This is a genomic window from Hymenobacter rigui, assembly GCF_003944715.1.
Classification (GTDB): Bacteria; Bacteroidota; Bacteroidia; order Cytophagales; family Hymenobacteraceae; genus Hymenobacter; species Hymenobacter rigui.
Map to the genome: position 1 here is coordinate 34,747 of NZ_RWIT01000013.1, position 12,045 is coordinate 46,791.

Sequence of the window (12,045 nt, forward strand, 5' to 3'; positions counted from 1 at the left end):
GCCCGTCTCCTCGTCCCTTATCCCACCCTATGGCTACCATCCTCATTGTTGAAGACGAACTGCTGATTGCCGGCGAAATTGAACGCGCCCTGGTCCGGCTGGGCCACACGCCCCTGCCGCCCGTGGACAACAGCGACGAGGCCCTGAGCGTGCTGGCCACCCAGCCCGTGGAGCTGGTGCTGATGGACATCAACATTGCCGGCGACTGCGACGGCATCGCGGCCGCGCTGCTCGTGCGCCGGCAGTTTGCCGTGCCGGTGGTGTTTCTGACGGCTCGCTCCGACTCGGCCACCCTGAACCGGGCCAAGCTGGCCCAGCCCTACGGCTTTCTGGTCAAGCCCTTCACCGATGATTCGCTGCGGGTGCAGATTGAGCTGGCCCTCTTCAATGCCTACCAAGCCGGGCCGGTCGGGCCGGTGCTGGACACGGCCGACGCCGGCGCGGAGGTGCTGGGCCCGGCCGAGCGCTGCCCCAAGTTTAAGGACTACCTGTTCGTGCGCAAAGGCTCGGGCCACGTCAAGGTGCTGCTCAGCGACATCCTGTACTTCGAGGCCCTGCAGAATTACGTGCGCCTGCACACCGTGCGGGAAAACTTCGTGTTTGATTCCACCCTCAAGGAACTGGAGCAGAAGCTGCCCGACCAGTTTTTCAAAACCCACCGCTCCCACATCGTGAACCTGGACCACGTGCAGGCCTACGAGGAAAGCAGCGTGCTGCTGGGGAAAGAATACGTGCCGGTGAGCCGCTCCTGCAAGGATGAGCTCAAGAGCCGCATTCACCTGGTAGGGTAGTCTCGCTGCGTTGCTACCAAGTTTTCTGTTCCACCCGCTGACTGTTGGCCGCCAGTAGTTTATCTTCGGGCTGGCACCTACGCAATTCTATCCGAGTCTATGCAAACAACTGAAGAACGCCAGGCCCACCTAACGGCCTCCAAGGCGCTGCTGGATGAGGCAATGAACGAGGCTGGGCTCAGCAGCGGCAGTCAGGGGCTGGACCGGCTGGATGAGCTGGCCGACAACCTCGACAAACTGGCCGCCTCCAAAGCCATGGGCGTAGCCAATGCCCGGCTGGCTGAGTTCAACGAAGCCTTGACCGCGGCCGGGCTCCCGGCGGATGCCGTTGAGTCAGAAACCGAAGCGTACAAGACCGAGCTCATCCACCACCTGCGGCAGCTACTCCACGAACGACTTTAACGAGCGTACTGCCCGCCTACGGGCTGCTACAACCCACCGGGGACCGAGCCTGCTGGCCTGTGTTCTCGGTGGGTTGTCTTGCTTGAAAGAATGCTGTGGGCCCGCTTGGCATGCGCCCATGGTGCCGAGGCGGGCAGCTCCGCCGGAAGCAACGGTGATTCGACCATTTGGCGCGAAAACGGCCAGAAAGGGCATTCCATTCGTGTAGAGTCGGTGCACCTCACCACCCGATTTTAACCGTTCGTCAACTTTCTACTAATCGGGTTTTGGGGCCAAATAGGTTTGCACAAGTCAAACCGCGGTTTGGCACGTCCACGCTCAGGTCGACCGACCCGAGGTGCCACGCTTGTTTCCTGCCGATGCTCAGTGCTTATACCTGGAGCCAGTTTGGCCTGTTTATGCTGGTCGTGGTTCTACTCTACTACCTGGTAGTCGGATTGCTCTACTACCGCACCGAACTCGCCTCCCTGCTTACGAACAGTAAGCTCGGCGCGAGCCGCCCCCCGGCCACCGTAGCGGCTCCGCCCGCCCTGGTGCGGCCGACTTCGGCCTTTGCGCCGACCCAGCCGGTGGCAACCGCAGCAGCCTCGGAAGCCCCGGCCGCGGAGGAAGGTGCCGCCGAGAACCTACCCCCAGCCACCGAATCGGTAGTGGAAGGCCAGTTGCCGGCCTCCACCGCCACGGCCACCGGCCAGGACCAGAGCGCCGACGACAGCACACCGATGGATGCTGCTTCGGCCTCGGCAGAAGAGCAGGCCGCGGCGCAGGACCAGACCCGGACCGAAGCCCCCGACCAGGCCGATGAGCGCCTGGCCGAGCTGGTGCGGCGCGAGGCCCACGCCGAGGCAGACCCACCGGCGGCCGTTGACCACCGCGCCGAACTCCTCGACGCCGAACCCATGCGCCAGCAGCAGCTGCCGGAGGGCTACGAGCCCCTGGCTTCGTTCGAAGAGCCGGTGGCCTCCCCGCTGGACATCATCACGGCCGGGCCCGCGCCGCAGCTGGTGGCCGCCGATTCGGTCAGCGAGTACATCGCCCTGCTGCAGGCGGGCCAGAACCCGCCCGCCCCGGCCGGCCTGCAGGGCACCTGCCTGGCCGAGCAAATGGCCCAGCACCTAGAAGAATACCAGGCCGAGTTGGCCGCCCTGTTCGGGGCCGACGAGCTGTAGTGCCCGGCCGGCCCATCCCCCACGTCTCATTCTTTCCCATTCGTATGAACCAGAAGCGTTTTAGTACCTCGCTGGCCATCCTGGCCCTGCTGCTCAGCTCGCACCTGCTCTATGCCCAAACCGGGGGCGGCAACGGCACGGCCGGCATCCAGGATGCCACTACCCAGGTCACCAGCTACTTCGACCCGCTCACCAAGCTCATGTACGCCATCGGGGCGGTGCTGGGCCTGGTAGGCGCCATCAAGGTGTACAGCAAGTGGAACTCCGGTGACCAGGACACCCAGAAAACGGCCGTGTCGTGGTTTGGCTCGATGATTTTCCTGGTCATCGTGGCCACGGTGGTGCGCTCGTTCTTCCTCTAGTACCGGCACCATGCCTGTCTATGACCTGAACCGGGGTATCAACAAGCCCGTCGAATTCAAGGGGCTGGTGGGCAGCAACATCTACTTTCTGGTAGCCGGCATCGGGCTGGTGTTTGCCCTGTTCGTGACCTGCTACCTGGCGGGCGTGCCGCTGGTACTCACCGTGCTGCTCACCTTCCTGGCCGGAGGCGGCATGTGGGCCGGGGTATTTGCCCTGAACCGCCGCTTCGGCGAGCATGGGCTGATGAAAGCCGCCGCCCGCCGCTCCTCGCCCCGCTACATCACCAACCGGCACAGCCGCCTTTTCCAACGCCTCAACCAGGACCCGCCCGGCCGCGCGTAGCGGCCGGAGCGGGTGCTTTCCCTGCCTATGAGCAACAAGGTTCTGCCCTCCGTTTCCCTGGAATCCAAGCAGCCCATCTACAAGGTGGAGAAGGATTGCCTCGTCTCGAAAAATGCGGACGTGACGGTGGTGTTCCGCCTGGAGCTGCCGGAAATCTTCACCCTCTCGCGCGAGGACTACGCCCAGCTGCAAGCCGCCTTCGTAAAGGCCGTGCGCCTGCTGCCCGACCACTGCGTGGTGCACAAGCAGGACTGGTACGTGGAGGACAAGTACGCGCCCGGCTTCGAGGCTGAGCGCACGCTGCTTTCCGCCGCCTACGAGCGGCACTTCAACGAGCGGCCGTTCCTGAACCACTTCTGCTACCTCTACATCACTAAAACCTCGTCGGAGCGGCCCAACTGGGGCAGCACCTCGGGGCTGCTGGCCCGCCGCCACATCGTGCCTAAGGACATGCTCGACACGAAGGTGCTGGAAAGCTTCTTCGACAGCGTAGGCCAGTTCGTGCGCACGCTGGAAGGGGTGGGGCCGACCAACGCGCCGTTCATCCGCTCGCACCGGCTTACGTCGGATGAGCTGGCCGGTACCCAGGAAAAAGCCGGGCTGCTGGAAAAGTACCTCTCGCTGGACTTGTCCGACCAGGCCCCGCAGGTGGACCTGGATTTAACCAACGGGCTGAAGGTAGGGCAGGAGTTCTGCCAGATGTTCTCGGTGGCCAACCTCGACGACCTGCCCACCTCGGTGGAAACCGACATCCGCTACGAGGCCTACAGCACCGAGTACTCGGACTTCCCCATCTCGTTTGCCGCCCCGCTGGGGCTGCTGCTGGGTACCAGTCACATCCTGAACCAGTACGTGTTTCTGGACAACACCCAGAAAACGGTGAAAACCTTCGAGCAGAAGAAGGACCGGCTCAACTCCCTCTCGCTCTACTCCCGGCAGAACGCCATCAACGTGGAGTACTACCACGCCTTTCTCAACGAGCTAATTGCCCACAAGCGCCGCCCGGTGCGGGTGCACTGCAACGTGCTGACCTGGGGCCGCAGCGAGGAGGAGCTGACGGAGGTGCGCAAGCTGGTTAACGCCGCCTTCAACCAGATGAACTGCAAGCCCCGGCAGAACACGGTGGACATCGCCGCGCTCTACTGGGGCGGCATTCCGGGCAACGCCGGTGACTTTCCCGCGGAGGAAACCTTTTACACCTTCATCGAGCAGGCCGTGTGCTTCTGGGCCTCGGAAACCAACTACCGCAGCACCGGCGCCACCAAGGGCATCAAGCTCTCCGACCGCCTCACCGGCAAGCCCGTGCTGGTGGACATCTCCGACGAGCCGATGAAGCGGCAGGTCATCTTCAACCGCAACAAGTTTGTGCTGGGTCCCTCGGGCTCGGGCAAGTCGTTTTTCACCAACCACATGGTGCGCCAGTACTACGAGCAGGGCGCCCACGTGCTGCTGGTGGATACGGGCAACTCCTACAAAGGCCTCTGCGAGCTGGTGGGTGGGGTGTACTTCACCTACGAGGAGGATGCGCCTATTGCCTTCAACCCCTTCCTGATTTCGGGCAAGCTCGACGTGGAGAAGAAGGAAAGCATCAAAACGCTGCTGCAGGCCCTGTGGAAGAAGGACGACGAAACCGTGAGCCAGTCCGAGTACGTGTCGCTCTCCACGGCCGTGAGCCTGTATTACGTGATGCTCGAAGCCAACCCGGCTATCCAGCCCAGCTTCAACACGTTCTACGAGTTTGTGAAGGGCACCTACCGCAAGGTGCTGGAAGAGGAGAAGGTGCGCGAGAAAGACTTCGACCTCGACAACTTTCTCTACGTACTCGGGCCCTACTACCGCGGCGGCGAGTACGACTACCTGCTCAACTCCGATAAGGAGCTGGACCTGGTGCAGGCCCCGTTCATCGTCTTCGAGCTGGACAACATCAAGGACCATCCCATCCTGTTTCCGGTGGTCACGCTCATCATCATGGAAACCTTCATCTCCAAGATGCGCAAGCTCAAGGGGGTACGGAAGATGATTCTGATTGAGGAGGCCTGGAAGGCGCTGACCACGCCCGGCATGGCTGCCTACATCAAGTACCTCTTTAAGACGGTGCGCAAGTTTTTCGGCGAGGCCATCGTGGTGACGCAGGAAATCGACGACATCATCGGCAACGAGATTGTCAAGGACGCCATCATCAACAACTCGGACTGCAAGATTCTGCTCGACCAGCGCAAGTTCATCAACCGCTTCGAGGAGATTCAGGCCCTACTCTCGCTCACACCCAAGGAAAAAGACCTAGTGCTGAGCATCAACCGCGACAACCAGCCCGCGCGCGGCCGCTACACCGAGGTATTCATCTCGCTGGGCGGGGTGGTGTCGAAGGTGTACGCCATCGAGGTGTCGAAGGAGGAATACGTGACCTATACCACCGAGGAAACCGAGAAAGTGCGGCTGTTCGAGAAGCTGCGCCAGACCGGCGACATGCCCACGGCTATCAAGCTCTTCGCCGCCGAGTTGCGCGAAGGGTAGGGGGCGAACCATCAACAAAAGGGAAAAAACGATGCGCAATCCACTGCTTTACCTGGCCCTGCCGCTGGCGCTGCTCAGCAGCTGCGGCGCTGATACATCCCCGGCCAACTCGCCGGCGGCAGCCCCTGCAGCCGCTGCTCCTGCGCCCGCCTCCGCCGCGGTAGCCGCTGCGCAGGCCCTGGCCGACAGCCTGGTGGCCTTGCCCACCGCCGAGCCGGCCGACAAGGCGGCGGCCCGGCGCTACGCCCAGTTCGTGGCAACGTGGCAGGACAGCGACCTGGACGCTTCGGTGAAAGAGCACCCGGTGGTACGCAGCGGCTGGGCCCGCTACCGCTACGTGCTGCGCACGGTAGCCCGCTCGCGGGGCCTACCCCGGGTGCAGCCCGAAGACGTGGCCACCTGGAACGGCTTGGCCGGCCGCTGCGAAACGGTGGCCACGATGCTGCTGGCCCTGACCCAAGAGCCCAACGTGACGGCAACGCAGGCGCTGCCCACGCTGCTGGGCTTCGAGGGCGGTACCGGCCAGGCCCGCTTCGCAGCCGAGCGGCATATGAAGTACCTGCTGCACCCGCAAACCCGGAATCAGTAAGCCACCTACCACGCAAACGCGCCGCCCATGCAGAAGAAAATCATCCTTATTAGCCTAGTCCTGCTGGGACTGAGTGCTACCCAAGCCTCGGCGCAGCTGGTGGTATCGGCCCCGCTGCTGGAAGGCCAAAGCGCGGTGCAGACCGGCCTGCAAAAGACCATGAAGGGGTTGGAGGCCGCGGCCAATAAGCTCGTGGCCTTCGGGGTAAAGGAGCAGGAACTGACCAAAACCTTTGCCCGCAAGAACCTGGAGCAACACAAAGAATGGTACGACGGCCTGCTCAAAGTCAGCGCCGCCGTGCGCGACTACCGGCGGGTGCGCTCCATCTACGCCAAGCAAACCCAAATTATCCAGCAGTACTCGGATGCCATCAACGTGCTGCGCACCTCGCCCTACATCAGCCCCCAGCAGCTCACGCAGATGACCAGCGTGTACGCCCAGTTGCTGGCAGAAGGGGCCAACACCGTGGCCGACCTGCGCACAGTGGTTAGCCCCGCCATGCTCAAGATGACCGACGCTGAGCGCATGGAATTCATTGACCAGCTGGACGCCAAAATCACCGACCAGCTGGGCCTGGTTAGCTACTTCACCCGGCGCAACATGATGCAGTTGCGGGCGACCCAGCAAATCGAGCAGGACCGCCAGACCCTTCTATCCTTCATGGGCGCCAGTGCCCGCTAACCCTACCCGCCGCTAATGAAAACTGCCTCCACATTCGTCCTGCTGGCGTTGCTGGGCCTGCTGGCCCGGCCGGCGCGGGCCCAAACGGTGATATCGGCGCCCATCTCCGAGCAAATCTCGCGCAAGCAGATTCTCCACCAAGGCGTATCGACCACGCTGAAAGGCCGGGCCAAGGTGCTGGCCGGCGACATCAAACAGCTCAGCACAGCCATCAAAGGCATCACCGACCAAACCCAGGCCCTGCACGCGCAGTGGTATAGCTCGCTGCTGCAAATCAGCGCCGGCGTGCGCAACTACCGCCGGGTGCGGGAAATCTACGACGCCCAGGCCGCCATGATTACCCAGTTTTCCAGCGGTGTAACCGAGCTGCGCACCCGGGGCCTCACGCCCGCGCAAGTCAGCGCAGCCTCCGCCATGTACCAGGTGCTGCTGCAGGAAAACGTGTCGCTCATCGCCGAGCTGGCCACCATCATGACCACCAACCGGGCGCAGATGACCGACGCCCAGCGCCTCAGGTTCATCAACCGCATTGCCGACCGCATGCAGCAGCAGCAGCAGCTGATGACTTACTACACCAACAAATGCCGGGCCGTGGCCTACCAGCAGCAGCAGGCCCGGCAGGACCGGGCCTCGGTACTCGCCCTGATTGGGGCCGAAGACGCCCACTAGCTCCCGCCGCATTTCTCCCACCGCATTTCCCGCCGCTATGGACATGAACTCAATTACCATGCAGATGCTCCAGATGGAGCAGATGCTGGGCCGGCTCTACGATTCGATGCTGCCGCTGGTCGCGCAGTTCGTGACCCTAGGCCGCGCCGTGGGCGGCATTGCCGCCCTGGTTTTCATCAGCTCCCGGGTGTGGGGCCACATTGCCCGGGCCGAGCCCATCGACCTGTACCCGCTGCTGCGCCCCTTTCTGATTGGCCTGGCCATCCTGCTGTTTCCGCAGCTGCTCGGCGGCCTGCGCGGCATCACGGGTGCGCTGGCTACCAGCACCGATTCGGTGCGCACCGACCAGACCGCCCGTATCGACCAGCTGCAGCAGCAGAAAAAGGCCCTGCTGGCCCGCCAGCCGGGAAACGAATACTTCGCCACGGATGAGGCCTACGAAAAGCGGCTGGAAGAGCTGGGCGGGGCCACGGGCATGAGCAACCTGGGCCAGCAGGCCGCCCTGGGCTTTGACAAGCTCAAGTACGAAGTCAAGCAGGACTTCCGGGAATGGATGAAAAACACCCTGGAGCTCTTTCACATTGCCGCCCGCCTGCTCGTCAACGTGCTGGCCACCTTCCTGCTCATCGTGTTGTCGGTGCTGGGTCCGCTGACCTTCGGCATTGCCATTTTTCCCGGCTTCACCGGCTCCATCGCCAAGTGGCTGGGACAGTTCGTCACCATCAGCCTGTGGGTGCCGGTGGCCAACATCTTCGGGGCCATCATGGGGCAGTTTCAGGTGATGATGCTGGAAGCCGACATCGGCCGCCTCAACACCGGCGCCGGCGTCGACTCCGCCGATTTCGGTTACCTGGTCTTTCTCTGCATCGCCATTGCCGGCTATCTGGTCATTCCCTTCATCACGGATATGATGCTGGCCGCCTCGGGCGTGAGCGGCGTGGCCCGCGCCATGCAGGGCGCGCTGGTGGGCACCGCCGCCACGGCAGGCGCCGCGGCCGGGGCGGCCACCCGCTTGGGCGCAGCCCCGGCTGCGGCGGCCGCCGCTACTGACAACCGGTCTTGGGGCGAGCAGCTGGGCCACCGCGCCGGCACCGCCCTGCGGGAGCGAGTCTTCGGCCGCCGCTCCGCCTAAGCCCGGGCCCACTTATTCCTCACTAGCCCTCCCTAGCCATGTTCGCATCCCTGAAAACCATCGACTCCGCCTTCCAGCAGGTCAAAACGCTGGCCCTGCTCTTCATCGTGGCAGTGCTGGTGCTGGCCGGCGCCATTGCTTACTTCGCATTCCAGACCACCACGGCGGCCGCCAACCGCATCTACGTGCTGGAAGGCGGGCAACTGCTCACGGCCGGCGCCCGGGATGCGCGGGCCAACCGGCCGGTGGAGGCCCGCGCCCACGTCACGCGCTTCCACGAGCTGTTTTTCACCCTGGACCCCGACCAGAAAGCCATCGACAGCAACGTGAACAAGGCGCTGTACCTGGCCGACAACTCCGCGAAGCGGCAGTACGAGAACTTCAAGGAGAAGGGCTTCTACAACGACCTGATTGCCGCCAACATCAGCCTGGAAATGAGCGTGGATAGCGTGGTGATAACCAATTCCCGTCCCCTGGTGGCGCGGTGCTACGGGCACCAGCGGGTAATTCGAGCCACTTCGGTGACCACCCGCAACTTCCTCTCGGAATGCTCCCTGCGCGACGTGACGCGCTCGGAGAACAACCCGCACGGCTTCCTGATGGAGAACTGGCGGGTCCTGCGCAACGAAGACCTCAGCACCCAGCCCCGCTAAGCCCTACCCGATGGAAACCAAATCGCACGACGCGCAATTTCTGCGCACCCGCAAGATGGCTACCTTCCTGCCGGTGGTGGGCGTCCCCTTTCTGGCCGTTATGTTCTACCTGGGCGGCGGCGGGCAGGGCGCGCCCGCCGAGGCCCAGAACGTACCGTCCGGCTTTAACACCACCTTGCCCACGGCCGAAAAAGGCTCCATCACCGCCAGCAAGCTCGAAGCCTACGCCAGCCCGGTGGACACCCTACGCAACCGGGGCCTGGTCGACGCCCGCCTCGATACGGCGGCCGGCTCGGGCCTGTCCTACTCCATCGGTGCCGACGGCAAGCCCGGGCCCAACGGGTCGGTGGACAAGTCCGTGGTGGCGGCCCAGCAGCAGCTCATTGCCGCCCAGCAGGCTCTGCTGAACGGTGGGGCTGCGCCCGGCACTGCAGCAGCCCCGACGGCAGCGCCCGGTGCCCTCACGCCCCAGGAGCAGCTGGAGCTGATGCGCAGCCAGCACGAGCGGGAGCTGGCCGAGAAGGATGCCCAGCTGCAGATGGCCCAGCTGCTGGCGCAAAGCAACAGCGGTGGGGGAGGGGTAGCCCGCCCGGCCGCGCCGGCGGTGGCCAAGACCAGGAAAAAAGCCCGCACCCGGGCTAACGTGGTCGATGAGGATGCCGTCGTTTCCCGGCTGGGTGGGGGCGGCGCGGGCAGACGGCGCACGGCCTCGTTTACCGGTTTGGATGACGGCCATGCGGCTACCGAAGATGCCAACACCCTGCCGGCCGTCATTCACGAATCGCAGGAAGTCGTCAGCGGCTCGCTGGTGAAAATGCGTCTGACGGAATCGGCCGTGGTCAATGGCCGCACCCTACCGGCTAATACCTTCATCTACGGCAAGTGCAGCCTGGCCGGGGAGCGGCTGAACATCAGCATCGAAACGCTGAAAACCGGCAATCGGGTCTTTCCGGTGGCCCTCGAAGTCTACGACGTGGACGGCCTGGAAGGCCTGCACATCCCGGGCGCCATTACTCGGGACGCGGCCAAGCAGGCCGGTGCCGACGGGCTGAACGCCGCCGATGCCATGACCATGAGCGCCGACCCTACCCTGGCCGCGGCCGGCGTCGCGGTTACCGCCGTCAAGGGCCTCGGCCAGAAGAAAATCCGCCTGGTCAAAGTGCGCCTGAAAGCCGGCTACCAGGTCATGTTGAAGATTGATAAATAAGCTACTATGAGAATCGCCCTTGCCCTCTGCACCCTGCCCCTCAGCCTGGCCGTGGCGCCCGCCCTCGCTCAATCCACGACGCTGGCCAGCACCCGGCCCGTAGCGCCGGCGGCGCCGGCGAAGCTCGCGACGTATCCGCTGTTCGTGTCGGAGCAAAAAACCACCCACCTGGTTTTCCCGTCCCCGGTCACGTATGTTGATTTGGGCAGCGCCGGGCTGATTGCGGCCAAGGCTACGGGCTCCGAGAACATCGTGCGGGTCAAGGCGGCCGGCAGCGGCTTCAGCGAAACCAACATGACCGTGCTCACGGCCAGCGGCAAGCTCTACTCCTTCGTGGTGGGCTACCAGCGCAACCCGCGCCAGCTGGGCCTGGACCTAGGCGCAGCCAGCGCGGGCTCCGCCAAGCTGCCCGTCCTCCCGCTCTACGTCTCAGACCAGAAAACCACGCACCTCGTGTTTCCCTACCCGGTCACCTACGTCGACCTGGGTAACTCCGGCATTCTGGCCGCCAAAGCCACGGGCGCCGACAACATCGTGCGCGTGAAGGCGGCCAGCAGCCGCCTGACCGAAACCAACATGACCGTGCTTACCTCCGGGGGCAAGCTGTATATGTTCGTCGTGAACTACCAGCACGACCCCAAGGTGCTGAGCATGGACCTGAGCACGATGACCGGTTCCACCGCCCAGGCCGGCAGTGGCAGCGAGGCCATTTTATCGAATACGCCCATTCCGCAGGGCAACCTGGATGCTTTTTCTAAGCAGGCGCTGGCGCGCGGCGGCGCGGCAGCCAGCGACACAAAAAACCAGCTCAGCGTGCGCGCCGGCCGCGTGGGCTACCAGCAGGAAACCTTGTTTTTCCCGCTGCACCTGCGCAACCGCTCCAACGTGACGTATGACGTGGATTTCGTCAAGTTCTACATCCAGGACAAGAAGGCGGCCAAGCGCACGGCCGAGCAGGCCATTGAGCTCACGCCCACTTACGTCTACAACGGCAACCTGAAAAAGATTGAAGCCGCCGGTAAGCTGGAGCAGGTATTTGTGTTCAAGAAGTTCACAATTCCTGACCAGAAAAACCTGGTTGTCGAAGTGTATGAGAAGGGAGGTGGGCGCAACGTTAAGCTCAAGCTTTCCAACAGCGACCTGCTGCGGGCCCGCGGCTTCCGGTAACCACAATTCGCCTGTGCGCCTTGCTGATTAGCTGCTTTGCGTGCACCAAACCGGCATCATTTCGTTTACTGGGTAGAACAAGCAGAGCAAACGACCGGCTCGGCACTCACTCTCATCCCTACTGCTATGCGTATTCTGCTGCTTATCGCCTTGGTTATCTTTCTCTATTCATCCTGGGCCCCGGCCTGGGGAGCCCAGGTGGCCACTTGGGGCCTGCTATTCTATTTCGGCTATAAGTTCTTCCGTCTTTCCAGCTCCGTTATGCACCGGGCCTCCCGCAGCCCCCAGGACCGCTACGACCCTCATAATTATTAGCAGCTTCACTTCCGGTGGTATTGCCTAGTACGCCCTTCTGTTGCCTTGAAA

The 12,045-nt window shown here is 63.4% G+C and carries 14 protein-coding genes; all 14 read left to right on the forward strand.

The genetic code is table 11. The features are described from left to right. Window positions 1–29 precede the first annotated feature (29 nt). The 14 genes from EI291_RS17850 to EI291_RS17915 all read left to right on the forward strand — a co-directional run bounded on the left by EI291_RS17850 (window position 30) and on the right by EI291_RS17915 (window position 11,994). On the forward strand, window positions 30–791 hold the full coding sequence (locus EI291_RS17850) for a LytR/AlgR family response regulator transcription factor (protein ID WP_125423207.1): 762 nt from the start codon (window positions 30–32) through the stop codon (window positions 789–791). 99 nt (window positions 792–890) lie between these two features. Further along, entirely contained in the window at window positions 891–1,193 is a 303-nt protein-coding gene (locus EI291_RS17855; protein ID WP_125423210.1) for a hypothetical protein, read from the forward strand. A 359-nt stretch (window positions 1,194–1,552) separates the two neighbouring features. Next, complete coding sequence (locus tag EI291_RS17860; RefSeq protein WP_125423213.1) at window positions 1,553–2,362, forward strand: hypothetical protein; 810 nt, start codon at window positions 1,553–1,555, stop codon at window positions 2,360–2,362. 44 nt (window positions 2,363–2,406) lie between these two features. Beyond that, window positions 2,407–2,724, forward strand: a complete 318-nt coding sequence (locus tag EI291_RS17865) for a DUF4134 domain-containing protein (RefSeq protein ID WP_073285643.1) — start codon at window positions 2,407–2,409, stop codon at window positions 2,722–2,724. 10 nt (window positions 2,725–2,734) lie between these two features. Then, the gene (locus tag EI291_RS17870) at window positions 2,735–3,067 is read left to right on the forward strand and encodes a DUF4133 domain-containing protein (RefSeq protein ID WP_125423216.1); all 333 of its coding nucleotides are present in this window, start codon (window positions 2,735–2,737) and stop codon (window positions 3,065–3,067) included. Window positions 3,068–3,094: 27 nt separating this feature from the next. Further along, a complete protein-coding gene (locus EI291_RS17875; protein WP_125423219.1) occupies window positions 3,095–5,581 on the forward strand; it encodes a TraG family conjugative transposon ATPase in 2,487 nt (828 codons plus the stop codon). A 31-nt stretch (window positions 5,582–5,612) separates the two neighbouring features. Then, window positions 5,613–6,170, forward strand: coding sequence for a hypothetical protein (locus tag EI291_RS17880; RefSeq protein WP_125423222.1), 558 nt, complete (start codon window positions 5,613–5,615; stop codon window positions 6,168–6,170). 27 nt (window positions 6,171–6,197) lie between these two features. Then, complete coding sequence (locus EI291_RS17885) at window positions 6,198–6,851, forward strand: hypothetical protein (RefSeq protein ID WP_125423225.1); 654 nt, start codon at window positions 6,198–6,200, stop codon at window positions 6,849–6,851. A gap of 15 nt (window positions 6,852–6,866) precedes the next feature. Beyond that, entirely contained in the window at window positions 6,867–7,520 is a 654-nt protein-coding gene (locus tag EI291_RS17890; protein ID WP_125423228.1) for a hypothetical protein, read from the forward strand. 43 nt (window positions 7,521–7,563) lie between these two features. Continuing rightward, a complete protein-coding gene (locus EI291_RS17895; RefSeq protein WP_125423231.1) occupies window positions 7,564–8,652 on the forward strand; it encodes a hypothetical protein in 1,089 nt (362 codons plus the stop codon). A gap of 38 nt (window positions 8,653–8,690) precedes the next feature. Beyond that, window positions 8,691–9,305: a conjugative transposon protein TraK gene (gene traK, locus EI291_RS17900; protein WP_125423234.1), complete on the forward strand. Its 615-nt coding sequence runs from the start codon at window positions 8,691–8,693 to the stop codon at window positions 9,303–9,305. A gap of 10 nt (window positions 9,306–9,315) precedes the next feature. After that, on the forward strand, window positions 9,316–10,512 hold the full coding sequence (gene traM, locus EI291_RS17905) for a conjugative transposon protein TraM (protein WP_125423237.1): 1,197 nt from the start codon (window positions 9,316–9,318) through the stop codon (window positions 10,510–10,512). A gap of 6 nt (window positions 10,513–10,518) precedes the next feature. Further along, entirely contained in the window at window positions 10,519–11,679 is a 1,161-nt protein-coding gene (gene traN / locus EI291_RS17910; protein WP_125423240.1) for a conjugative transposon protein TraN, read from the forward strand. A gap of 126 nt (window positions 11,680–11,805) precedes the next feature. After that, on the forward strand, window positions 11,806–11,994 hold the full coding sequence (locus tag EI291_RS17915; protein WP_125423243.1) for a hypothetical protein: 189 nt from the start codon (window positions 11,806–11,808) through the stop codon (window positions 11,992–11,994). Window positions 11,995–12,045 lie beyond the last annotated feature (51 nt).